Source organism: Paenibacillus taichungensis, assembly GCF_050994985.1.
Taxonomy (GTDB): domain Bacteria; phylum Bacillota; class Bacilli; order Paenibacillales; family Paenibacillaceae; genus Paenibacillus; species Paenibacillus taichungensis.
Map to the genome: position 1 here is coordinate 507,852 of NZ_CP194720.1, position 25,102 is coordinate 532,953.

A 25,102-nucleotide genomic window follows, 5' to 3' on the forward strand; every position below is an offset into this window, starting at 1 on the left:
GGAAATTCCGTAGGAACCAACTGATCGAAGTCGCCCGGGAGTTGCCTGTTTGAATACAAGGGATGAGTAACTTTAGTATCATTCATTCCTAAGGTAGGATGGGCCGGTCGCAGCCGTTATCTGCTTGAAGTGTCACGTAAGTATAGAAGCGGTAGTCTATCTTTCTATCTGCGTGAAACAAAGGTGGTACCGCGAAAGCTAACCTTTCGTCCTTTGATGGATGAAAGGTTTTTTTGTTTTTTGGCGATGATGAATAAGTAACGGAGGAATGACACATGTCTGAACAAAAAAATTCAGCTGCAACAGAAATGCCAACCACATATGATCCGAAAGCTGCGGAACAAAAATGGTATTCCACTTGGATGGAAAATGGATATTTTAAGGCGGGTCAGCGTAAAGATGCTGAACCCTATACGATTGTAATCCCACCCCCGAACGTAACCGGAATGCTCCATATCGGGCATGCGCTCGATTTTACACTGCAGGATATTCTGATTCGTACCAAGCGGATGCAGGGCTATGATGCACTGTGGCTGCCGGGTTCTGACCATGCAGGTATTGCTACACAAACTAAAGTAGAGCAGAAATTGCGTGAAGAAGGTCAGACTCGTTATGATCTGGGACGCGAAAAGTTCTTGGAGAAGGTATGGGACTGGAAGGATCAATACGCAACAACCATTCGTCAGCAATGGGGCAAAATGGGCTTGTCGCTCGATTACTCGCGTGAACGTTTTACACTGGACGAAGGTCTATCCCAGGCTGTACGTAAAGTGTTTGTTCAACTGTATGAAAAAGGCCTCATTTATCGAGGCAAACGAATTATTAACTGGGACCCGGTGAACCGGACTGCACTGTCCGACATTGAGGTTGAATATAAAGAAGTTCAGGGTCACTTGTACCATCTGCGTTATCCGCTCAAAGACGGAAGTGGGTATGTTACAGTAGCGACAACTCGCCCGGAAACGATGCTGGGAGATACGGCAGTTGCTGTTCATCCGAAGGATGAGCGTTACGCAGATATGATTGGCAAGGTGCTTGTTCTGCCTATTATCGGACGCGAAATTCCGGTTATTGCAGATGAGTATGTGGATAAAGATTTCGGAAGCGGCGCCGTGAAAATTACGCCTGCTCATGATCCGAATGACTTCGAAGTGGGCCTTCGTCATGATCTGCCACAGATTACGGTGATGGATGAGACGGGTACGATGAATGCCGAAGCAGGCAAATATCAGGGACTGGATCGCAGCGAATGCCGTAAGCAGATTGTTGCCGACCTGCAAGAACAGGGCGTATTGATCAACATCGAGGATCATACGCATCAGGTTGGACACAGCGAACGTACAGGAGCTGTCGTTGAGCCGTATTTGTCGACACAGTGGTTTGTTGAGATGAAGCCACTCGCGGAAAAAGCGATTGAGAAGCAACAAAGCGGTGAAGGGGTTCATTTTGTTCCGGATCGTTTTGAGAAAACGTATCTGAACTGGATCGAGAATGTTCGTGACTGGTGTATCTCTCGTCAATTGTGGTGGGGTCATCGTATTCCTGCCTGGTACGACGAGGAGACTGGAGAAGTTATTGTATCTGCTGAAGATCCGACAACATTGCCAGAATACGCTGGACGCAAGCTGAGACAGGATGAAGACGTTCTGGATACATGGTTCAGCTCCGCATTATGGCCATTCTCTACATTAGGCTGGCCGGAAGATACGGAAGATCTGAAACGTTATTACCCGACAAGTGTGCTCGTAACAGGGTATGACATTATTTATTTCTGGGTGGCTCGTATGATCTTTACCGCTCTGGAGTTCACGGAAGAGGTTCCGTTCAAGGATGTGCTGATGCACGGTCTTGTTCGTGATGCAGACGGACGGAAGATGTCCAAATCGCTAGGCAATGGTGTTGATCCGTTGGATGTGATTGAGAAATATGGTGCAGATGCAATGCGTTACATGATCTCTACAAGCAGCACTCCGGGTCAGGATCTCCGTTTCCGCTGGGAGCGGGTTGAACAGGCTCGTAACTTTGCCAATAAAATCTGGAATGCATCGCGCTTCGCTTTGATGAATCTGGAAGGGTTCACCTATGAAGATCGTGATATTAGTGGAGACCTCGGAACAGCGGATTACTGGATTTTGCACCGCCTGAACGAAACTTCTCGTGATATTACGCGTCTAATCGAAGCATATGAATTTGGAGAAACAGGCCGTTTGCTGTATAACTTTATTTGGGATGACCTGTGTGACTGGTATATTGAATTTGCAAAGTTGTCCTTCTATGGGGAAGATCCGGTTGCCAAGAAGAAAACACAATCGGTGCTTGCTTATGTGCTGGATCAGACTATGCGCCTGATTCATCCGTTCATGCCGTACATTTCGGAAGAGATCTGGCAGCATCTGCCGCATGAAGGCGAGACGATTACGTTGGCTTCCTGGCCGGTGTATGACCCTGCGTTGGAGAACCCAGAAGCGGTTGCCGAGATGAACCTGCTTATGGATACCATTCGTGCAGTGCGAAACATCCGTGCAGAAGTAAACGTACCAATGAGCAAGAAAATTGAATTAATGGTGAAAGCGAACAACGCAGAGACATCCAGCATCATTGAACGCAACAGCCATTACATCAAACGTTTCTGTAATACGTCCGAGTTCGACAGCGGCCTGGATCTGAGCTCACCGGATAAAGCAATGACTGCTGTCATTACTGGGGCTGAGCTGTACTTGCCGCTGGCGGGTCTTATTGATATTGATCAGGAAGTGGCTCGTCTGGAGAAAGAGTTGCAGAACCTTGAGGGCGAAGTACTCCGTGTGGAGAAAAAGTTGGCGAACGAAGGCTTTGTTGCCAAGGCTCCTGCCAAAGTTATTGAAGAAGAGCGCGCCAAACAAGCGGACTATTCCGATAAACGGGATAAGGTGATTGCACGAATCAAGGAACTGAAAGGTTAATATATTCGGGTCGGATGGAGTGCTTCTGCGCCATCCGGCCGCTTTTTTCAACCAAACTCAAACCAAAGGTGAATCATATGACGGAACTTAACGGGACAGAAATAGCATCTCCTTTACTTACCTATGACGAGGCTGTGAACTGGATCAATGGCCTTATTCCTTTTGGCATCCGACCTGGATTGGAACGAATCGAGGGATTGATGTCATTGCTGGGCAATCCTCACCAGCGTCTCAAATTTATTCATGTCGCGGGAACGAACGGCAAAGGTTCGACTTGCGCTTTTTTGACGTCAGTGCTCCTTCAGGCGGGATATGATGTTGGAACATTTACATCCCCTTATATCACCAAATTCACAAACCGTTTTCAGTACAACGGTGAGGATATCCCGGAAGAAACGTTGCTCAAACTTTCAAACCGGCTTTATCCATTGGTTCAAGAGATGGCTTCAACTCACCTTGGATCACCTACGATGTTTGAGGTGTCTACAGCAATCGCCCTTCTGTATTATGCGGAAGAGTGCTACCCGGACATTGTGGTATGGGAGACAGGGCTCGGGGGAAGGATGGACGTAACGAATATTGTTACACCCGTGGTATCGGTCATTACTAATATCGGTATGGACCATACGGATGTACTGGGAGATACGATTGAGGCGATTGCTGGAGAGAAGGCAGGTATTATTAAGGCGGGGGTACCCGTTGTTACCTGTGCCACGCAGCCAGAGGCTGTGAAGGTGATCCAGGAGACGGCAGAGCGGCTGCGTTCAACCGTGTATCTGGCGGGAGATCGTTTCTCCTATCATAGACTGGACAGTGATGAGAACGGACAATCTTTTCATTTTACAGGACCGTTCCGTGATCTGGACGCTCGTATTCGCATGCAGGGTGTACATCAATGCGACAATGCAGCGGGCGCACTTATGGTACTGGAGTTGCTTCGCCAATACATGGCATTTATGCTGGATGATGAAGATATTGCGCTTGGACTGGAACATGCCTTCTGGGCAGGACGGTTCGAGAAAGTGGTTGATCAGCCCCGCATTATTCTGGATGGTGCACATAATCCTGAGGGGGCCGAATCGCTGGCCAAGAGCATTATCGACGTATATCCTCACAACAAGTTAATTTTGATGATGGGCATGCTGGCGAATAAGCATCACGAAGCGTATTTGCAGCATATACTGCCACTAGTGGATACGCTGATCCTGACCGAGCCAGATTTCCGACGCAAAATGGATGCAGCCAAATTGCTGCAGCTCGTCGAACGGGTACGTCCCGCCATTGCGAAACCGGAGCTGGAAATCATCGTCGAGCCCGAATGGGCAAAGGCACTTGATCTATTGAAGTCACGGACGGAAGCGGAAGATCTGGGGGTGGTGTCCGGCACATTGTACCTGATTGCAGATGTGCGGGCAGCCCTTTTGCATCAAACCGATTCTGAAAAAGGTTGGTGAAAGTTTTGTTAAATACATCGGAACACGTTCATTTTATAGGGATTGGCGGATATGGCATGAGTGCCATCGCGAGAGTTATGCTTGAGATGGGATACACCGTTACCGGATCGGATGTCGCTTCACAGGAGTTGACCGAGAAGCTGGCAGCCAAGGGAGCGAAAATATATATCGGACATACGGCAGAGCACGTAAATGGGGCAGACCTGGTTGTCTACTCTACGGCAGCTCCAGCTGATAATGTGGAACGGGTGGCAGCTGAAAAGCTGAACATCCCGATTCTGCATCGCGCCCAGATGCTCGCACGTTTGCTGAACGAGCGCAAAGGTGTGGCTGTAGCCGGTGCTCATGGCAAAACAACCACGTCATCCATGATTGCACTTGTTATGGATAAATGTGATACAGACCCGACATACATCATTGGCGGGGAAATCATGAACGTGGGGACCAACGCCAAGGCAGGCCAAGGCGACTGGGTCGTTGCCGAGGCAGACGAGAGCGACGGTTCATTTTTGCAGTATCACCCTTGGCTCGGTATTGTAACGAATATTGAAGCAGATCATCTTGAGAACTACAATAGTGATTTTGAGGAACTCAAAAAGGCTTATGTGCAGTTCCTGAGTCAGATTCGTCCAGAAGGCACGGCCATTGTGTGTGCTGACGACGAGAATGTTCAAGCCATTTTGCCTGAGCTGAAATCACGGGTAACCACATATGGCATTGATTATGCTGCTGATTATACGGCAACAGATATCGTGCTTGGCGACCGCCGAATTTCCTTCACGATGAGCCATCAGGACAATGTGTTGGGTACGGTGGAGTTGTCAGTCCCAGGTAAACATAACGTTTATAATGCCATGGCTACGGTTATTACCTGTCTCGAAGCAGGTATTCCATTTGAGAAAATTACAGCCGCTATTATCCAGTTCCATGGAGCGAAACGCAGATTCCAGGTGCTGGGTGAAGCACGTGATATGTTGATTATTGATGACTATGCTCATCACCCGACTGAAATTGAGGCTACAATCAGTGCGGCCAAAGCAACGGGGAAACGTATTATTGCGGTATTCCAGCCTCAGCGTTACACACGTACGTTCTTCCTGCTTGATGCGTTCAGTCGTGCCTTTGCAGAAGCGGATGAGGTTCTCATTACCGATATCTATTCCCCTGCGGGTGAAAAACAGATTGAAGGTGTTCACTCGGCTAGACTGGTTGAACTCATTGTTCAAAACAGCAATGCTTCTGCGCGTTATCTGCCGACAAAGGAAGAAGTTGTTGCAGATTTGCAGAACCGTCTTCAGCCAGGCGATCTTGTGCTCACGATGGGTGCAGGTGATATCTGGAAAGTTGGCGATACACTTGCCAAAGGGTTGAATTAATTACAATTGTAAAACCGTCTGACTTCATTGCGAAGCGGGCGGTTTTTTTGCATGAAATGGAATGTTTCAGATTCTCTCCGCATATAGCTGTTATAAATGGGACAAAGGAGAGGGTACGGGGTGAGCAATGCTAGAATGACGTTTCGCTTTGGGGATAACGAGTCGGACAAGCCTGAAAACAAGGGGATATCCACATCCAGCACATTTGCAGCTTTGAGTGAAGAAATTCCGCACAGTCCAACGCCAACATCGACGCAGTTGAATACAGCGCCTTCATGGACACCAGAGGATATTCCCGGTGACTGGGGAGAGACGATGCTGACAGGCTCCACTGTACCTGAACCTTACCAAAGAACGGACAAAGATTCGAAACTCGATGAGCCTGGATACAGTTATAATCATCTAACTGCGTATCCCGAAGATGAGGACGAGAACAGGTCGGACGAGAATTATGGAGGCCATGATTGGCTTGCAAATAGTGAAAACTACTCTTATAAGCGAAATCGTCCCCCGAGGGGCTGGAAAATGATTGGTTCAGTAACGGGTGCACTTGTAACCGGGGCCCTCTTCGGCATGGTTATTCTTTCTTTTTTTAATCGGGAAGGGGCCGTAGATCCTGGGAGCAAGATCCCCGCCAATCAGGCGGTATCGGCTGTAACAGGTCAGCAGGGAGTGGCAGGTTCGGAACAGCAGATTCAGGCAACAACTACAGGCGGCAGCTACTATGCACTTCAATATGGTGTATTCAGTTCTCCTGAACGCGCAGAACAGGCGAAGGTGGAGCTGTCCCAGGCAGGCATAGCGGCAGGCTCCGATCCGGAGGATGGTAATCGGGTATATGCAGGCATTTCGGCTGACCGTGAGGAGGCCAAGCTGCTCAGCTCAAGGCTTAAGGCCGAAGGTGTGGAGCTGTACGTCAAGGAAATTGTCAATCCTGAAGTGAACCCGACAGTATTCGGCGGAAAAGCAGAGGATGTACAGCATTTCTTCGCAAGCGGGGCGGCTTTGGTTGAACAACTGTCTACCCTTTCGATCCAGCAACTTGGTCAGTCCGTTCCTGAAGCCGTTTCAACCGAAACGATGACCTCATTACAAAATCAGCATCAGCTCTGGCTGACCGGTTTGAATAGTATTGCACCAGGTCTGAGTGCAGACGTACAACCCTATGTATCCGCGATGGAAAAATCGATGGCAAGTGCGGTAACGGCAATTGCCGAATACAACAAAAATCCGGCTAATGTGCATATGTGGTCTGTACAGTCCGATCTGATGGAATATGTATTACAGCAAAAAAAATGGCTTGAAGCGATAAAACAGTAATTACCACTTTCCCATAACACGGCCTTGAAATACCTATCCGGCAAGGAACTGGAAATAGTTCCCCTTGCCGGATTTGTGTTTGTATTGACGTACAAAACCCCGTATAATAATGTGGGTGTCAAAAAATGGCGAGGGAAGATCACCGATGAAAAAAAACTTCGGCATGTTATTGCTGTTTCTACTGCTCGGCTGGCTGGCCGGTGCGTGGATCGCCAAGGCACTGCAGCCTGTAAAGGCCGTTGCCTTTCTAACGAAAGCCACGACCATTCGTTGGTCGCCGCAGGCTGATCTGGATATTATCAGTTATGATATTTCACTTCAATTTCAAATGAGCCTCCTGAGTCTGATCGGTATTATTGCTGCTGTATGGCTGTATCGCAGGTTATAGGAGAATGACGAATTTTGACGAAGAAACTAAAAAAATGATATCTACTAGCGTGATCCGACAGGATGTCGCCGTAGCATAAGGGGCCGGTTATTTTGGATAAAAAACAACAGCGTCGCATTATTCTGGCTTCCACCTCGCCGCGGCGTAAAGAACTGATCGCATCACTCCATCTAGCTTTTGAAGTAATACCAAGTCACGCCGATGAAGATACACCCCCGGAATGGACTCCTGAACAGACGGTACAGGAGCTTGCGATGCGTAAGGCGCTTGCCGTTTATCGCGGGCTGGAAGGCCGTGAACAGGATGCTGTTATTGTTGGTAGTGACACTGTTGTCGTTCTGGACGGTGATATTCTTGGTAAACCCGTAGACGAAGCGGACGCTGAACGAATGTTATCTCGTCTACAGGGGCGTGTACACCGTGTTTTCACGGGAGTAGCTTGTATCGATGCAAGTAATGGACAATCCATGGTTCAGTACCGACAGACCGATGTAACGATGAAGGAACTGTCTGAAGCTACGATTCGTGCGTATGTTCAGACTGGAGAGCCTTCGGACAAGGCAGGATCATATGCCATTCAGGGCATTGGTGCTTCGTTGGTAGAACGTGTTGAAGGATGTTATTTCAATGTGGTAGGCCTACCATTGTCCTTGCTTAGCGATATGCTGGATGGATTCGGCGTACATGTACTGCCACGTACATGAAATTCCGCAATTGACGATCTGAAAAGAGGGAACATATGGAGTCGCCTCAATATATGATGCGCGACATCCCCCAGGAAGAACGCCCGAGAGAACGCATGATGGAATACGGGGCGGGCGCCTTAAGCCATGCTGAATTGCTGGCGATCTTACTTCGAACTGGTACAAGACAGGAATCCGCAGTGCATATGGCACAGCGGATTCTGACCGAAGCGGGTGGAATTCGCTCGTTGATGGATTTGAGCCTGGAAGAATTGACTGCGATGAAGGGAATCGGCATGGCCAAGGCTGTACAGCTGAAAGCCAGCATTGAGCTTGGTCATCGAATTGCGAAGAGCAGACTTACACAGTCAACTTCAATTCGTACCCCTCGTGATGCGGCCGACATCCTTACTGAACAACTGCGTTACTTGCAGAAAGAACACTTTGTGTGTCTTTTCCTAAATAGCAAAAACCACATTATTGCCCAGGAAACACTCTCCATGGGTAGCCTTAACGCTTCGATTGTTCATCCGCGTGAAGTGTTCCGGGCTGCCATCAAATGCAGCAGCGCCTCTATTGTGTGCGCACACAACCATCCCAGTGGTGATCCTACGCCTAGTCCAGAGGACATCCAAATAACCAAAAGACTGATCGAGGCCGGTGCAATTGTTGGCATAGACGTGCTGGATCACATTATTATCGGAGATGGAACGTACGTAAGTTTGAAGGAGAAGGGCTTAGTATAATATAATGGTTGGCGTTGATGTTTTCCTATGAATGTTGACGGCGTTGTCCGTAGAAGATAGGTTCACTTTACTAATGCAAAACAATGCAACACAAAACAAATGCGAATATTAGCTCCACCACTATGGTGGGAATGAAAATGAAACGCTCTTGATTCACTGGGGCGGCTATATGAGGCAGAAAAGGAGATTACGTCATGTTTGGTGGTTTTACGAAAGATTTGGGTATTGATTTGGGGACAGCGAATACGCTGGTTTATGTACGTGGAAAAGGAATTGTGGTGCGCGAACCTTCGGTTGTCGCTATACGGACAGATACAAAAAGCATTGAGGCAGTAGGTGAATCTGCCAAAAAAATGATTGGACGTACACCAGGTAACATTCGTGCCATTCGTCCAATGAAAGACGGCGTTATTGCCGATTTCGATACAACGGCAACGATGATCAAATATTTCATCCGTGAGGCGCAGAAACAACGCTCCATGTTCCAACGTCATCCTAATGTGATGGTATGTGTACCATCGGGGATTACTGCAGTAGAACAACGCGCGGTTGAAGATGCAACCAAACAGGCTGGAGCACGTGAAGCCTATACGATTGAAGAGCCTTTTGCAGCTGCCATTGGTGCAGATCTGCCTGTATGGGAACCAACGGGTAGTATGGTTGTCGATATTGGTGGTGGTACAACGGAAGTGGCTGTCATCTCTCTTGGCGGTATTGTAACAAGCCGTTCGGTTCGTGTAGCGGGTGACGAGATGGATGAATCCGTGATTCAATACATTAAACGCCAGTATAATCTGATGATCGGTGAACGTACATCGGAGCAGTTGAAGATGGATATTGGATCAGCTATGCCGCTTGAGCAAGTGGAAACAATGGAAATTCGTGGACGCGACCTCGTTACAGGCTTGCCGAAGACGATTACGATTACTTCGGATGAAATCAGTGAAGCTCTGGCGGATACGGTGAATGCCATTGTTGAAGCTGTAAAAGTAACCTTGGAGAAATGTCCTCCTGAGCTGGCAGCAGATATTATGGACCGTGGTATTGTTCTCACAGGTGGCGGCGCATTGCTTCGCAATCTGGACAAGCTGCTTGCTGGTGAGACAGGAATGCCTGTTATCGTAGCAGAGAACCCGCTCGATTGCGTTGCAATCGGAACAGGTAAAGCGCTTGAGAATATTCATTTGTTCAAGAGCAGAAGCAGTTCGGCAGTTCGTTCCAAACGTTAATTGATATACGCTTTGCTTGGTTCGCTTCACGACCAAGGAGCATGATATCAACGAAGAGGACCCGGTTAACCCCGGGAGAGCTATTACCCGCATACCCGGGGAGAATCAGCTGATATTCTCGATGGGACTATAAGTCTGACAGTCTCCCCGCCGGGCATGGCTCGGAAGAGAATAATGGATGTTAGAGGGTGGTCGAACTGTTTAAACTGCTGGGTAACAAAAGACTTTTTGTTTTGCTGGTGGGCCTTGTTACATTTATCGCGTTAATGGGCTTTACGCTCGGTCCGCGAACCGCTCTATCCTGGCCGGAGAAATTCCTGAAGGATTCAGTCGGATTTGTACAATACGTATTTTACAAGCCCGCTTCTTCTGTAGCGGGCTTTTTCAAAGATTTGGCGAACATGCGTACGGTATATCAAGAAAATGAAGAGCTTCGTATTGCGATGGGTCACTATACCCGGGATCGGCTGAAATACAATGATATGGAGCAGGTGAATGAACAGCTCCAGAAAGCGCTCAATTTTACCGAAGAACAAAAGAATCGGTATAACTACGGTTCACGAATTGCTCAGGTCATCAGTGCTAACTCTGACCCGAACAGCAGAACGATTAATATCGACATTGGTGAAAATGCGGGAATTAAGGCTGGAATGGCTGTCACTTCGCAAGAGGGGCTGGTTGGGGTTGTCAGTCATGTCAGTTCATACACGTCAACCGTTAACCTGTTAACATCCATGGATGCTAATGATCCTACTTCCAATGCCATTGCAGCTACAGCGGTTGGTAAAGAAAAAGTGTTTGGTATGATTGAGAGTTATGATCCAAAGACCGGCATGCTCAAAATGACCAAGATCTCGGAAGATTCAGATATCAAAAAGGGTGATGAAATCATCTCCTCCGGGATTATCAACAATTTTCCAAAGTACATGCGTATCGGAGAAGTGCAGAAGGTTGAAGTTGGGGAATATGGCTTGACACGGACTGCGATTATTAAGCCATATGCAAGCTTTCTGGACTGGAAAGAGCTGATTGTGATTATCCCACCTGAGGTAAAAGAATAATGATAACGCGCAAGCAAGTCTTATTCCTGTTACTGTTCATTTTGTTCATTGTTGAAGGAACGATCCTTCCGCTGCTCATTCCTTCGGCTTGGCAAATGCGTATTTCTGCCAACCTGGTCTATATCGTGATTTTGTTTATTGCTGTATATCATCATCGGCACACGGCGTTGGTGCTTGGCATATTATTTGGACTCTTGCACGATGTCGTATTTTACGGCGAAATGATTGGACCATACGGATTCTCGATGGGATTATCGGCATATATGATGGGACTTATTTTTCAAGCGCCGCGCGCACCACTGCCGGTTATGGTTTCCGTCGTCCTTTTGGGAAGTCTGCTGAATGACACCATGTTATTCTTTCTGTACAAGCTCTTCCAACTCAATCATGTGACATTTGACTGGGCACTGCTTGAATACATGATTCCCAACTTGTTCATTCATTTTGTGTTCGCGCTGATCATTTATGTTCCTCTTCGGAAACAACTGGAGCGAATTGGTAAGAGAAAGAGCAAAGCACAAGAAGCTTCTTGATACATTTATGGAGTGAGAAGCAGGAACTTGGGGACCCGGGCACGAAATGTAATGAGATGGGAGGGACAGGCTTATGACGGTAAAATCGAATCACGTAACGATTAAAGGCATCCGAGACGGCCTGGTTTTCCTGTTGGACGATCAATGTGAATTCGAGGAATTGCTCTACGAGCTCCGCTATAAGCTGGAACACAGCCATCAAAATATTTTGACCGGACCGATAGTTCATGTGGATATCAAACTGGGCAACCGGGAAGTGACGGAGAACCAGAAAGAAGCAATTCTTGATATATTGAAACAAAAAGGGAATTTGCTCATTCGTTCCATAGACTCACCGGCCCTTAAACCAGAGGTTAAAGGGCCGCCGCCAATTGTAACTATGTGTGGTATGGTACGTTCGGGTCAGGTGCTTCATCATGAAGGGAATCTACTGTTTCTTGGTGATATCAATCCGGGGGGCACAGTAACGTGTACCGGAGATATATATGTTTTGGGTTCACTCAGAGGCATGGCTCACGCTGGAATTGGTGGGGACGAAGACTCAATCATTGCTGCTTCGGTGTTTGCACCAACGCAGCTGAGGATCGCTGACATCATCAGCCGTCCTCCCGATGAGTGGGAGAGCCGAGAGACCGGTATGGAATTTGCTTATTTACAGGACAATCAGATGCAGATCGACAAGATGAGCAATATCGTTCGGTTGCGCCGAGATTTTAATGTGTTTAAAGGAGTGTAGCTCATGGGAGAGGCGATCGTGATCACTTCGGGTAAAGGCGGCGTTGGTAAAACAACCACCTCGGCAAACATCGGGACAGCGCTGGCGCTGCTCGGTAAAAAGGTTTGTCTGGTAGATACCGATATCGGCCTTCGCAATCTGGATGTCGTGATGGGACTCGAAAACCGGATCATTTATGATCTGTGCGACGTTGCAGACGGCCGCTGCCGACTGAATCAGGCTTTGGTCAAAGATAAACGTTTTGAAGAATTATATATGCTGCCTGCAGCACAAACGAGAGATAAGAACTCTGTGTCACCAGAACAGGTGAAGGACATTATTCTCGAATTGAAAAAAGATTTTGAATACGTCATTATTGATTGTCCAGCCGGAATTGAGCAGGGGTTCAAAAATGCGGTTGCAGGAGCTGACCAGGCGATTGTGGTCACTACACCAGAAAATGCGGCTGTGCGTGATGCGGACCGTGTCATTGGTTTGCTGGAGAGTTCGCACATTCAATCACCAAAATTGGTTGTGAACCGTATCCGCAACAATATGGTCAAATCAGGCGACATGCTCGACATTGACGGTATTTTACAAGTACTTAATATTGATCTGATCGGGATCGTTCCTGATGATGAACTTGTCATTAAGGCAGCCAACTCGGGAGAGCCCACAGTAATGAATCCGGATTCACTTGCGGCCATTGCCTATCGTAATATTGCCCGTCGTATTCTGGGAGATACCGTTCCTCTGATGCAATTGGAGCAAAAAAAAGGTGCTTTCACACGTTTTAAGAAGTTCTTTGGAATGGGTTAACTCGCTCTTTCTCATCACATTCATGTATGATAGCCGTGGCCCTCAAGCCCGGCTTTTTGAATATTATGGAGCATTTTTATTAAAGGCGTCTTGTATGAACAGGATATGTACTTCACAGGAGGACTCCACGTTGTGGGGTTATTTTTGCTTCCAACCGAAGCTTGTTCATATTATGAACGAGCCCCTCATAGGATGTAGTAAACAAGCCTCGGCGGGAGGACATTCCATGAATACGAAACTCAGAATCAAGCAGAGAAGAGAAGAACGCATTCGGCGGTTACTGGATGGGGCTACGGAAGAAATGATGCAGCAGCGAGAATCGGGCCCGGTATTCGACAAGCGTACATCTACGCAACGTAATCCCTTCTCGTCTGTGGATATACAAGAAAATCTACGAACGGCAAGATCTTCGTTGGCAGAACCGGAAAGAGATCCGGAATGGCTGTGGAAAAAAGAGAACGGACATTATGGTCCTGGCGGTCATCCGCGTTTTAATCTGATGAAGTCATTCGTGGGACGAACGGTGGTTAGCATTTTATTATTTGGCGGTGTCTGGGGATTGTTCCAGTTGAACACTTCGTGGACGACACCTGCCAAAACCGTGATCGCCGACATGCTGCATCGGGACATGGATTTTGCCTATGCTGCTGCCTGGTACGAACGGCATTTTGGCGGAACACCATCATTCCTGCCTGTTCTTGGACATACCACCGATCCTGTGAACAGCTCAGGTATTCGACACCTGCTCGGCAAACCGATCTCGGGAACCGTCGTTCAGCCTTTTGCACTGAGCATGAAAGGCATTGAGATTGTTCCCGAAGCTGGCGGTACGGGACTTGTTCAAGTAGTCAGTTCAGATGCGGGACGAGTACTTCAAGTATTGGATGATCCGGAAAATGGGACAACGGTTGTAATTCAGCACTCTGGTCAAGTCACAGCCATATACGGACGTTTGAACGAAAGTGAAGTCCAGGTGAATGATTGGGTAGAAGCGGGTGATGCGGTCGGCAGCCTAAAGAAGACTGGAAATGATCAACCTGCCACATTGTATTTCGCTGTAAAAGAGGGCGAGCAGTACGTGGACCCTGCGGAAGTGGTTGCCCTTGATTAGGTTGTGGGGTGTACGTATCTCGTTTCATCCTTTTTTTGTGATTATCATGATGGCTTCCCTGCTGACCGGGAACTTTATTGAACTCATTACGTTGTTTGCCATCGTTTTTATTCATGAATGTGGACATGCTGCAGCGGCAGCCCTTCTGGGCTGCCGTGTCCTTTCGATACAGATGCTTCCTTTTGGCGGCGTCGCCGTTATTGAAGATGCCGGGAATATTACAGCCCGCCGGGAGATTATTATCGCTTTGGCAGGTCCCTTTCAAAATATGCTCATGGTTGGAGTTGTTTTGTTGCTGAAGTACGGGAACCTGGGAGACCCGCTTTTTTTGGATTATATTATACAGGGGAATCTGCTGATTGCCCTATTTAACCTGCTACCGGTGTTGCCGCTGGATGGCGGTAAAATTGTACAGGCACTCGTTAGTCTTGCTGCTCCCTACTATACGACATTGATGTGGACTTACAGAATCAGCATTCTGTGTAGTGCAGGGGTTATCTTGGTTGCCATCGGTCGGTGGTTTACCGGTGATTACGGGCTGCCTTTAAATATTCTGTTGGTCGGAATTTTTCTGTTCTATTCCAACGTGACGGATTACCGAAATATTCCATACCGTTTTATCCGATTTCTAATGAATCGTGAAAGTGCATTCACCCGACATGCAGCTACAGGTAGTTTGGCGCAGCCGATTATCTCATTTCCGGCGAAACCTTTGGAGACTATTTTGCGTCTATTAAAGAGAGAAAGATACCATATGATATATGTGATGAATAGACAGGGAAGAATCATGGCTGTTTTGCCTGAGCAGCGAATCATCGGTTCTTATTTCAAACAAGACACGGATAAGTTGTAGCATCTTGGTGGATATGTCCTGAATTGGGTTAATACATGTACAATGAGTATGCAAAGATACAGAATGGATGTGGATGAATTGAATTGTCTTCTAGAGGTGAAGCCATGAAACAAATGATTGTACATAATGAACATAACCTCATGCAAATGGCGCTTCTGGAAGAAGGCAAAGCTGTAGAATTCATGGCAGAGCGTACACGCGAGCGTGGACTGCTGGGTTCGTATTTCAAAGGACGGGTAGTGAACGTGTTACCAGGTATGCAAGCTGCTTTTGTGGATATCGGTCAGAAAAAGAATGCTTTTCTGTATGTGGACGATGTGTTGCATCCCAATCTGGAGAAACAACCCAAAGTGAAGCCTTCGATTTCGGAGCTGCTTCGTCCAGGTCAGGATGTAATCGTCCAGGTCCTGAAGGAGCCAGTAGGGAGCAAGGGAGCCCGGGTGACGACTCATTATTCGCTGCCGGGCCGATGGCTTGTCTACATGCCTTTAGCGGACTATGTGGCCGTCTCCAAAAAAATTGCCCGTGAGGGTGATCGATCCCGCCTCAAAACGCTGGGTGAACAGCTGAGACGGAACGAAGAGGGGCTTATCATACGAACCGTATCCGCAGAGGAACAGAGGGAAGCCATTCAGGCCGACCTGGAAACATTACGTGAGCAGTGGCGTCTGATTCGTGAAAAAGCGGATAGTTTGCCTTCACCAAGCCTGCTGCATCGAGACCACAGTATGGTTCAGCGGATCATTCGTGATGTGTATACGCCTGGCAGTGATGAAGTCATAACGGATAATGAAGCACAAGCCCGTGAATTGAGTGCTTTGCTGGAGGAAATCTGTCCAGGCCATCAACCTAAAGTACAGGTGTACCGGGGAGAAGAATCAATTTTTGCTGCTTATAGAGTGCAGGAGCAGTTGAACAGGGATTTCGCCCGTAAGGTATGGCTGCCTGGTGGCGGCTATATTGTCATTGATCATACCGAGGCGCTCACTGTAGTCGATGTCAATACAGGCAAGTACACGGGAGCAGGCGGTGACAGTCTGGAAGAGACCGTAACGGAAACGAACATGCAGGCAGCGGTTGAGATCGCCCGTTTAATGCGTCTTCGGGATATCGGCGGCATGATTATTGTGGACTTCATTGATATGGAGGAAGCGATGAACCGGCATGAAGTTGCGGCAACGCTGGAAAATGAACTCAAGAAGGATCGAACCAAGGCTTTTGTGATGGGTTGGACCAAGCTGGGGTTGCTCGAACTTACCCGTAAGAAGGTACGAGAAGAGAGCACGCTCCCATACGTGGAGCCGTGTTCTTCCTGTCATGGGACAGGCAAAAGATATATTTCGCCGTTGCATTGATTTTTAGTATGGTTGGTGGTATAATCATCAGGTATGTGTTTAGCCTATTGGTCTTGCACATGCTGTAACCGCACTGGCCGGGTACAAGAACAGTTCCGCAAGGACACTGTCACCTGAGACCGGGCGAGTCTGAGACATGAGGAGGTGCAAGGCAAATGTACGCAATTATTGAAACAGGTGGCAAACAGTACAAAGTCCAAGAGGGCGATGTTCTGTTCATCGAGAAATTGACTGCGAACGATGGCGAAAGCGTAACGTTCGACCGTGTCCTGGCTGTATCTAACGATCAAGGTTTGACAGCAGGTACACCATTGGTTTCCGGAGCAACTGTAACGGCTAAAGTGGAGAAACATGGCAAAGGACAAAAGGTTGTTGTATACAAATACAAACCTAAAAAGAACTACCATGTGAAGCAAGGTCACCGTCAACCGTATACAAAAGTAACTATCGAAGCAATCAAAGCGTAAGAAGGTGCGATAAGTGATTATCGTTCAAATCTTTCGTAATGATGACGGGAGCATCGATCGTTTCTCCATCAAAGGGCATGCTAATTTTGCCAAGCGGGGAGAAGACATCGTATGTGCCGGGGTATCCGCTGTTACAGTGGGTACGGTGAACTCGATTGAAACACTGACTGGTGTCGAAATGGACGCCAAGATGAAGAATGGCTTTTTAAGCGCTTCTTTACCGGTGCTGGAGAAAGACGGAACTTGGTCCCAGGTACAATTGCTACTCGAATCCATGGTGCTTATGCTCACTGATATTGCAGAGTCATACGGAAAGTATATTCAGATAGAGCAAGTCAAATAATTAAAGAAGGAGGACAACCAATCATGTTGAAATTAAATCTTCAGTTATTCGCATCGAAAAAAGGTGTAGGTTCCACGAAGAATGGTCGTGACAGTAACGCGCAACGCCTTGGCGTTAAACGTGCTGACGGACAAACAGTAACTGGTGGTAGCATTCTCGTTCGCCAACGCGGAACGAAAATTCACCCAGGTACTAACGTGGGTATCGGTAAAGATGACACTTTGTTTGCGAAAGTTGACGGCGTTGTGAAATTCGAACGTTGGGGACGCGATCGTAAAAAAGTAAGCATCTACCCTGTGAATGTTGCTCCAGTAGCAGCTGCAGTAGAAGCATAATATCGGCATTCCGCCTAAGGAGCCTTCGGCATTTTTGCCGGAGGCTTTTTGTGTTTATAGGTTATTCGATAATGAACTGGCAGAAAAGACATGTTATACTTGGTTACGGTGGGGTTTAAACCAACCGAGTTTTGTAGAACGGGGAGAAGCCATGAAATCTTGGAAAAGAGTGCCCTGGATTGCGGCATGTTCACTTCTGATTCCTTTGGTTTTCGTTATGCTGTATCCAGTGATTATTTCAATTGCTGTATACGCATTGTGGTCCGTCGCGGTGCTTTTTGTTTCTGTGAATGTGATGAAAAGACAGGCAGAGGCGGAACGCAGAACCATCATACAATCTATGGAAAAGACAGCAATTGCATCATTAAATCATCATAGGCATGATTGGATGAACGATCTTCAGGTATTGTATGGATATCTTAGACTGGGCAAACTTGATAAATCAGTGCAATGTGTGGAAAGAATAGTAGAGCGGGTTAACGAAGAAAGCCGAATCTCCAGATTGGGTATTCCTTCACTCGTATTTTATCTTCAATCTTTCCGGACCAGTGGAGTCGCTCTGGAATTGCATGTGGTCGTAGAGGAAGAGTTGCAGCTTAGTGCTCTGGTCTCTCCCGAGGATGGCGAGTCGCTTACGGGGGCGATTGCCGATGCGATTCGAGCCTATCAATATGGCGGCGGCCGGTCGTCTTGGGGAGAGGTTCGCAAACTGACCTTGAACTTCGGACAGGATCACGGAGATGTGGTTGTCCGGCTGGATGGGGATCAAACACCCGATCCGGAAACATTGCGGCAGCTCAATGCCGTACTCAAAGGAAAAAAAGTCAGAACGGAGCAGCTTCCGTCTGAGGATACGTTTATACAATTCAGAATGCCTTGCGGAATATAGGAAGAAGGGGTTAACCAATGTTTGTAGATAAAGCGAAGATTTATGTGAAAGCCGGAGACGGAGGGGACGGAATTATTTCGTTTCGTCGTGAGAAGTATGTACCGAACGGCGGACCTGCCGGGGGTGATGGAGGCAGAGGAGCTGACATCATTTTCCGTGTGGATGAAGGTCTGCGTACGTTGATGGATTTCCGTTACCAGCGTCACTTCAAGGCCCCTCGTGGTGAGAAGGGACGTAATAAAAGTCAGCATGGCGCGAACGCTGAGAACATGATTGTACGTATTCCACCTGGAACCGTCATTTTGGATGAAGACAGTGGAGAAGTACTGGCTGATTTGACGCGTCATGGTCAACAGGTTGTTGTTGCTCGTGGCGGACGGGGCGGACGGGGAAACATTCGTTTTGCCACGCCTAACAATCCAGCGCCAGAACTGGCCGAAAATGGCGAAGAAGGTCAAGAACGTTACATCGTACTTGAGCTTAAGGTCATGGCAGATGTCGGTTTGGTTGGTTTCCCAAGTGTCGGGAAATCCACACTGTTGTCTGTTGTTTCGGCAGCCAAGCCAAAGATTGGAGCATATCATTTTACAACCATTACTCCTAACCTGGGTGTTGTTGGTGTGGGTGAAGGTCGCAGCTTTGTTATGGCCGACTTGCCTGGCCTGATTGAAGGTGCCCACGAAGGTATTGGGCTTGGACATGAGTTCTTGCGTCACGTAGAACGTACACGCATTATCGTTCATGTCGTTGATATGTCTGGTTCAGAAGGACGTGATCCGTTCGAAGACTGGCAGAAAATCAACGAGGAACTCAAATTGTACAATCCTGTCCTCGCTGAGAGACCACAAGTTGTAGCAGCGAATAAAATGGACATGCCGGATTCCGAGGCTAATCTGGAAGAGTTTTTGCAGAAGGCTCGTGAAGTTCAACCGGATATTGAAGTTATGCCTATTTCGTCCCTGACACGGAAAGGGATTCAAGAGCTCCTGTATCGTGCGGCTGATCTGCTGGATCAAATTCCGGACGAGCCAATGGTTGAAGAAGTTGCTGACTTATCTGAACGCAAAGTATACAGCTTGGACAAAAAAGAGGACGATGGTTTCCGTATTGTACGGGAGAATGAAATCTTCGTTGTCGAAAGCGCCAAGATTGAACGTATGATGAAACGGATGCAGCTGAATTCGCATGAAGCGATTCTCAAACTGGCGCGTACATTGCGTCATATGGGTGTGGATGCGGAACTTCGTAAACGCGGAGCTGAAGAAGGCACCATTGTGCGCATTGGCGACTTTGAGTTCGAATTTGTGGAAGGTAGCAGCTACTATTAAGATAGAAGTGCAACCTTTACGAATATAAAGGATTAAAACATATACGCAGAGTAGTGGGAGATAACCCGCTGCTCTGCGTTTTTTTTATATTTCCTTACCTGCACGTGGGATAAACTTGTATACTGATAGGAATAGTTTTTCAAAAATAGACATGTGAGGTATTGCCCTTTTGAGATAGATCCTATATAATGTCCACTATATGAATACATGAGTCTTTGAGGAGAGGACGTTCTGTGAATGAACGCTATTACTTAGTACGGGAAGACATTTTGCCAGAGGCTGTGGTGAAGACCATGCAGGTAAAAGAACTGCTAGCTTCCGGGGATGTCAAAACAGTCCATGAGGCGGTTGAACAGGTTGGATTAAGCCGGAGCGCTTTTTATAAGTACAAGGATGGCATCCATTTGATCAATCAGCTTGAACGGGAGCGAATTGTAACGATCTCCATTGATTTGGAGCATCAGTCAGGAATATTGTCTCGTGTGCTCGGACATGTAGCTGGTTATGGAGCCAACGTGCTAACCATTAATCAGAGTATCCCGCTCCAGGGAAGAGCCAATGTCGTCATTTCAGTGGAGACATCACATCTTCATGGGGAAATCGGAGAAATGCTCGATCGGATGCAGGATATGCCCGGAGTTCGGCGCACGCGCATTGTTGGCCAAGGCTAATTAGACGTTAACGTAAAACGTTTAGGAATAAGTTCTATGTATGGTTAAATCGTTCAGGGGTGAAGGAGAAAAAGACATTGGGGGTAGATCGTTAGTGAAACCAGTAAAAGTGGGACTGTTGGGTCTGGGCACGGTGGGTACTGGGGTCGTTCGCATCGTGGAAGGAAATCAGGAGGATCTGAGCAGTCAGGTTGGATCACCGATCGTTATTGAGAAGATTGCAGTGAAGAATACGGAGAAGGATCGTGTCATTGCTGTAGACCGTGCCAAGCTCACTGAAGATCCTTGGGAAGTCATTCGTCACCCGGATATAGATGTTATCGTGGAAGTTATGGGCGGCATTGATCAGACCAAAGAGTACATCCTTGAAGCACTGGAGCGGGGCAAGCATATCGTAACCGCGAACAAGGATTTAATGGCTTTGCACGGTTCCGAGATCTTGGCCAAGGCACAGGAAAAGCAATGTGATGTATTCTATGAAGCGAGTGTGGCTGGTGGCATTCCAATCATCCGCACGTTGATTGAAGGTTTCTCATCCGACCGGATTACCCGCATTATGGGGATAGTGAACGGAACAACGAACTTTATTTTGACCAAAATGAGCCAGGAAGGTGCCTCATATGAAGAGGTTCTGGCAGAGGCTCAAGCACTCGGATATGCAGAAACCGATCCAACTTCGGATGTCGAAGGACTCGATGCAGCTCGCAAAATGGCGATTCTGGGTACTTTGGGCTTCCGAACCAATGTGGAACTGAAAGATGTGACCGTTAGGGGGATTACTTCCGTAACCCGTGAAGATATTACGTATGCCAAAAGACTTGGTTATGAAATGAAACTGCTGGGTATCGCAGATCGTCGAGATGATGAGATCACCATAAGTGTTCAGCCGACGATGGTAAGACAGAATCATCCAATTGCTTCCGTCAATGGCGTGTTCAACGCAGTGTATGTACATGGCGAAGCTGTAGGTGAGACGATGTTCTACGGTGCGGGTGCAGGCGAACTTCCGACGGCAACTTCTGTAGTAGCGGATATCGTGGCTGTTATCAAAAACCTGAAGCTGGGTGTGAATGGTCTCAAAGCGATTGTGCCTTATAAACAGAAGCGTCTGCAAAGTGACGAACACATTATGTCGAAAAACTTTATTTTGCTGCATGTGGATGACAAGGCAGGGGTACTGGCGCAAATTACCCAAATCTTTGCTGAATACGAAGTCAGCCTGGCTTCAGTTGTGCAACAGCCGAACGAACACAACCCAGATGCTGAGATCATCATTGTTACGCATAACGCTAGCAAGGCAAGCATGGATAAAGTATTGAAACACTTTGAATCACTTGCTGTCATTCGTCGCATTAAGAGTGTGTACCGGGTAGAAGGATAACTCGCCCCCAAATTCCGGTTTGTTTCAGGTCTAAGCTAAGTTTAAGATACACGCCTAACCATATTGAGGTATGCAATCATATTAATCATATTCGGATTATTAACGACAAAGGAGTTTACCCACAATGAGATATCAAGGATTACTGCAAACGTATAGAGAGCATCTTCCGGTTAATGAAAACACGCCCCTGCTTACGCTTCATGAAGGAAACACGCCCCTGGTTCATGCGGAGAATCTGTCTGAGGAGCTTGGATTAAATTTATATTTCAAATATGAAGGTCTGAATCCGACTGGTTCATTTAAAGATCGCGGAATGGTTATGGCTGTTGCTAAAGCGATGGAAGAAGGTAGCCGCACGATCATGTGTGCATCGACAGGTAACACTTCAGCGGCTGCAGCAGCCTATGCGGCTCGTGCTGGTCTGAATTGTATTGTTTTGATCCCGAATAACAACATTGCGCTGGGTAAACTAGCTCAGGCTATGATCTATGGAGCTAAAGTTATTGCGATTAATGGCAACTTTGACCGTGCATTGGAAATTGTGCGTGAAATTACAGCCAAACATCCAATTACGCTCGTGAACTCCGTGAATCCGTTCCGAATTGAAGGACAGAAAACGGCTGCGTTTGAAGTCATTGAACAGCTTGGTCAAGCACCTGATGTACTTGCCATTCCAGTGGGCAACGCAGGGAACATCTCGGCTTACTGGAAAGGGTTTAAAGAGTATAAAGAAGCAGGCAAATCGAACTCCCTGCCACGTATGGTTGGTTTTGAAGCGGAAGGCGCAATGGCAATTGTCAAAGGTGAACCGATCCTTGAGCCTGAAACCGTAGCAACGGCTATTCGAATTGGTAATCCTGCAAGTTGGAAAACTGCTGTAGCTGCAGCTGAAGAGTCTGGCGGACAGATTAATTATGTAACTGATGAAGAAATTCTGACAGCATATCGTACGATCGCCGCTCGTGAAGGGATTTTTGCTGAACCTGCATCCGCTGCTTCCGTTGCTGGTGTATACAAACTGAAGAGTGAAGGATACTTTAAAGGTGGAGAGACTGTGGTTTGTGTTCTGACAGGACATGGTCTAAAAGATCCTAATATTGCAATCAAAACGGTAGCGACTGAACCACTTGTTGTGGAAGATTCTGAAGAAGCGGTTATGGCGGCAATTGCACAATTGGAGCAACAATCCGTATGAGTTTGAAGCAAAGGGTAACTGTTAAGGTACCTGCAAGTACAGCCAATCTGGGTCCAGGGTTTGATACCCTGGGCATGGCATTGTCTCTGTATGCATGGCTTGAGATGAAACCGGCTGAGCAGACAACATTCCATTTACATGGAGATCATCTGACGGGTTTGCCAACAGATAAATCCAATTTGTTATATGAAGTCGCGCAGATGGTCTTCAACGAAGCCGGAATCTCCGTGCCGGAGTTGGAGATTTCCATGTATTCCGATATTCCGCTTACTCGGGGACTGGGAAGCAGTGCATCCGCCATCGTGGGCGCGTTGGCTGCTGCTAATGCTTTAATAGGCACTCCTTTATCTGATGCCAAACTTCTGGACATGGCTACGTCGCTGGAGAAACATCCGGATAATGTAGGAGCTTCCCTATATGGAGGTATCATTACAGCAGCGTGGGATGGCAGTCGGGTAGACCATATTCGCATTGAGCCGCATCAGGACTTGCAGACGTTGGTCATCGTACCGGACTTCGAGTTGTCCACTTCGAAAGCAAGAAATGTAATTCCACAGCAGTTTGACAAGTCTGATGTCATTCACAACATAAGCAGATCATCCTTGCTCGTTGCAGCTTTGGCAAGTGGGAGATTGGACATGATTCAAAAGGCGATGTCTGATCGGATTCATCAACCCTACAGGGCATCTTTGGTACCTGGTATGGCTGAAATCCTTGAACATGCAGTCAGTCATGGAGCCCTGGGGGCTGCATTGAGTGGAGCCGGACCTACCGTTTTGACGTTGGTAGATCGTCATGATACTCGTAAGCTCGAACTGGAGCAATATTTGATAGACACAATGAACCGTGAAGGCATCACTGCTTCTGCATTGTGGTTGGATCCGGATCTGGACGGTGTTACCGTACTGCCTGATCAAGATGAAAGTCCTTTTATGGACAGAGTTAAAGGGGAAGTTAACGCATGAAACGAATTGCAGTATTACCTGAAGGTTCAGTTTCCCATGAAGCAGTAGATTTTCTGTTTAATGGGGAGCCTTTGGAATTGCTTCATTCCAAGCTGATTTCTGATGTTTTCCGGGCTACGGATAGTGGGAAGTCCCAGTACAGTGTCATACCCATTGAGAATACGATTGAAGGCTCCGTTAGTTTGCATATGGACTGGCTGGTTAACGAAGTTGATATTCCGATGCAAGCAGAATGGGTTTATCCATCCATCCAGAATGTCATTGGACATGGCTCCGAGTTCAGGGCAGAGAGTGGTGAATATGATTTCGGGAAAATTACGAAGATCATGTCCCATCCTGTAGCGATTCCGCAGTGCCAGAATTTTATTCGCTTACATTCACCTGGAGCAGACCTTGAGGGTGTAAACAGTACAGCGGAAGCTGTAGAAATTGTGAAAAAAAACCCTGGCAAAGGCTGGGTCGCGATTGGCACCAGGCTGGCTGCACAGAAGCACGGTTTGGACATTATGGCTGAACGGGTTACCGACCATGACAACAACTATACTCGTTTTGTGCTAATAGGTCATGAACCTGTTCAGATACCACGAGAGCCTGATCATGTAAAAACCAGTTTGCTTGTTACATTGCCTGAAGATGCACCGGGTGCATTGCATCAGGTGTTGTCGGCTTTTGCCTGGCGGAAGCTGAACCTGACCCGACTGGAATCTCGTCCAACGAAGAAAAGGTTGGGGAGTTATTATTTTTACATTGATGTTGAGGAAAGTGCAGATTCGGTATTGCTTACCGCAGCCATGGCTGAGATTGAGGCTTTGAATTGTCAGGTACGTATTCTTGGCAGCTATCCGTGTTATACATATCCTTCGTTGAAAACGACCTGAATCAGGACGTACATTGTTGAAGGTTGTCATAAGACTGGGTAAAATGAGCAAGAAATAGCTTGTCA

Annotated in this window: 25 protein-coding genes and 2 other annotated features (1 of these 27 running past the window's edge); all 25 genes read left to right on the forward strand. The window is 47.3% G+C overall.

From position 1 onward, the window contains the following. Window positions 1–217 (forward strand) — a binding site (T-box leader); it begins 63 nt to the left of the window's first position. Window positions 218–275: 58 nt separating this feature from the next. The 25 genes from ACR1R9_RS02385 to pheA all read left to right on the forward strand — a co-directional run bounded on the left by ACR1R9_RS02385 (window position 276) and on the right by pheA (window position 25,037). Then, entirely contained in the window at window positions 276–2,942 is a 2,667-nt protein-coding gene (locus ACR1R9_RS02385; protein WP_433921829.1) for a valine--tRNA ligase, read from the forward strand. A 77-nt stretch (window positions 2,943–3,019) separates the two neighbouring features. After that, entirely contained in the window at window positions 3,020–4,396 is a 1,377-nt protein-coding gene (locus tag ACR1R9_RS02390) for a bifunctional folylpolyglutamate synthase/dihydrofolate synthase (RefSeq protein WP_433921828.1), read from the forward strand. A gap of 56 nt (window positions 4,397–4,452) precedes the next feature. Then, on the forward strand, window positions 4,453–5,772 hold the full coding sequence (gene murC / locus ACR1R9_RS02395) for a UDP-N-acetylmuramate--L-alanine ligase (protein WP_246317970.1): 1,320 nt from the start codon (window positions 4,453–4,455) through the stop codon (window positions 5,770–5,772). A gap of 120 nt (window positions 5,773–5,892) precedes the next feature. Further along, a complete protein-coding gene (locus tag ACR1R9_RS02400) occupies window positions 5,893–7,092 on the forward strand; it encodes an SPOR domain-containing protein (RefSeq protein ID WP_433921827.1) in 1,200 nt (399 codons plus the stop codon). 145 nt (window positions 7,093–7,237) lie between these two features. Continuing rightward, the gene (locus ACR1R9_RS02405) at window positions 7,238–7,480 is read left to right on the forward strand and encodes a DUF4321 domain-containing protein (protein WP_024633972.1); all 243 of its coding nucleotides are present in this window, start codon (window positions 7,238–7,240) and stop codon (window positions 7,478–7,480) included. Between the two features lie 92 nt (window positions 7,481–7,572). Beyond that, complete coding sequence (locus ACR1R9_RS02410; protein ID WP_433921826.1) at window positions 7,573–8,184, forward strand: Maf family protein; 612 nt, start codon at window positions 7,573–7,575, stop codon at window positions 8,182–8,184. Window positions 8,185–8,219: 35 nt separating this feature from the next. Next, window positions 8,220–8,909: a RadC family protein gene (gene radC, locus ACR1R9_RS02415; protein WP_024633970.1), complete on the forward strand. Its 690-nt coding sequence runs from the start codon at window positions 8,220–8,222 to the stop codon at window positions 8,907–8,909. Between the two features lie 194 nt (window positions 8,910–9,103). After that, on the forward strand, window positions 9,104–10,138 hold the full coding sequence (locus ACR1R9_RS02420) for a rod shape-determining protein (RefSeq protein ID WP_076290777.1): 1,035 nt from the start codon (window positions 9,104–9,106) through the stop codon (window positions 10,136–10,138). Between the two features lie 188 nt (window positions 10,139–10,326). Next, on the forward strand, window positions 10,327–11,199 hold the full coding sequence (gene mreC, locus ACR1R9_RS02425) for a rod shape-determining protein MreC (RefSeq protein WP_076290776.1): 873 nt from the start codon (window positions 10,327–10,329) through the stop codon (window positions 11,197–11,199). Further along, complete coding sequence (locus ACR1R9_RS02430) at window positions 11,199–11,732, forward strand: rod shape-determining protein MreD (RefSeq protein WP_076290775.1); 534 nt, start codon at window positions 11,199–11,201, stop codon at window positions 11,730–11,732. Before mreC ends, ACR1R9_RS02430 begins: the two co-directional genes overlap by 1 nt. Before the next feature lie 73 nt (window positions 11,733–11,805). Next, a complete protein-coding gene (gene minC, locus ACR1R9_RS02435) occupies window positions 11,806–12,468 on the forward strand; it encodes a septum site-determining protein MinC (protein WP_076290774.1) in 663 nt (220 codons plus the stop codon). 3 nt (window positions 12,469–12,471) lie between these two features. Next, window positions 12,472–13,266 (forward strand): septum site-determining protein MinD, encoded by a 795-nt coding sequence (minD, locus tag ACR1R9_RS02440; protein ID WP_053783092.1) that lies wholly within the window; start codon window positions 12,472–12,474, stop codon window positions 13,264–13,266. A gap of 226 nt (window positions 13,267–13,492) precedes the next feature. Beyond that, window positions 13,493–14,377, forward strand: a complete 885-nt coding sequence (locus ACR1R9_RS02445) for a peptidoglycan DD-metalloendopeptidase family protein (RefSeq protein WP_433921824.1) — start codon at window positions 13,493–13,495, stop codon at window positions 14,375–14,377. Next, on the forward strand, window positions 14,370–15,230 hold the full coding sequence (locus ACR1R9_RS02450; RefSeq protein WP_076290772.1) for a site-2 protease family protein: 861 nt from the start codon (window positions 14,370–14,372) through the stop codon (window positions 15,228–15,230). Before ACR1R9_RS02445 ends, ACR1R9_RS02450 begins: the two co-directional genes overlap by 8 nt. Window positions 15,231–15,334: 104 nt before the next feature. Beyond that, entirely contained in the window at window positions 15,335–16,585 is a 1,251-nt protein-coding gene (locus ACR1R9_RS02455; protein ID WP_076290771.1) for an Rne/Rng family ribonuclease, read from the forward strand. A gap of 56 nt (window positions 16,586–16,641) precedes the next feature. Further along, window positions 16,642–16,726: a sequence feature (ribosomal protein L21 leader region), on the forward strand. Between the two features lie 14 nt (window positions 16,727–16,740). Continuing rightward, complete coding sequence (gene rplU / locus ACR1R9_RS02460) at window positions 16,741–17,052, forward strand: 50S ribosomal protein L21 (RefSeq protein ID WP_062328098.1); 312 nt, start codon at window positions 16,741–16,743, stop codon at window positions 17,050–17,052. Between the two features lie 13 nt (window positions 17,053–17,065). Continuing rightward, the gene (locus ACR1R9_RS02465) at window positions 17,066–17,395 is read left to right on the forward strand and encodes a ribosomal-processing cysteine protease Prp (RefSeq protein WP_063568124.1); all 330 of its coding nucleotides are present in this window, start codon (window positions 17,066–17,068) and stop codon (window positions 17,393–17,395) included. Between the two features lie 23 nt (window positions 17,396–17,418). After that, window positions 17,419–17,730 carry a 50S ribosomal protein L27 gene (rpmA, locus tag ACR1R9_RS02470; protein ID WP_024633959.1) on the forward strand — a complete coding sequence of 104 codons (312 nt, stop codon included), beginning with the start codon at window positions 17,419–17,421 and terminating at the stop codon, window positions 17,728–17,730. Between the two features lie 151 nt (window positions 17,731–17,881). Beyond that, entirely contained in the window at window positions 17,882–18,619 is a 738-nt protein-coding gene (locus tag ACR1R9_RS02475; protein WP_063568125.1) for a Spo0B domain-containing protein, read from the forward strand. Between the two features lie 17 nt (window positions 18,620–18,636). Next, on the forward strand, window positions 18,637–19,947 hold the full coding sequence (gene obgE, locus ACR1R9_RS02480; protein WP_076290769.1) for a GTPase ObgE: 1,311 nt from the start codon (window positions 18,637–18,639) through the stop codon (window positions 19,945–19,947). 233 nt (window positions 19,948–20,180) lie between these two features. Further along, the gene (locus ACR1R9_RS02485) at window positions 20,181–20,618 is read left to right on the forward strand and encodes an ACT domain-containing protein (RefSeq protein WP_024633956.1); all 438 of its coding nucleotides are present in this window, start codon (window positions 20,181–20,183) and stop codon (window positions 20,616–20,618) included. 94 nt (window positions 20,619–20,712) lie between these two features. Then, a complete protein-coding gene (locus ACR1R9_RS02490; protein WP_076290955.1) occupies window positions 20,713–21,999 on the forward strand; it encodes a homoserine dehydrogenase in 1,287 nt (428 codons plus the stop codon). A 124-nt stretch (window positions 22,000–22,123) separates the two neighbouring features. Beyond that, a complete protein-coding gene (thrC, locus tag ACR1R9_RS02495; RefSeq protein WP_064635832.1) occupies window positions 22,124–23,194 on the forward strand; it encodes a threonine synthase in 1,071 nt (356 codons plus the stop codon). Further along, the gene (thrB, locus tag ACR1R9_RS02500) at window positions 23,191–24,159 is read left to right on the forward strand and encodes a homoserine kinase (RefSeq protein WP_076290768.1); all 969 of its coding nucleotides are present in this window, start codon (window positions 23,191–23,193) and stop codon (window positions 24,157–24,159) included. Before thrC ends, thrB begins: the two co-directional genes overlap by 4 nt. Further along, the gene (gene pheA / locus ACR1R9_RS02505) at window positions 24,156–25,037 is read left to right on the forward strand and encodes a prephenate dehydratase (protein WP_076290767.1); all 882 of its coding nucleotides are present in this window, start codon (window positions 24,156–24,158) and stop codon (window positions 25,035–25,037) included. The genes thrB and pheA overlap by 4 nt, the downstream gene beginning before the upstream one ends. Window positions 25,038–25,102: the final 65 nt, after the last annotated feature.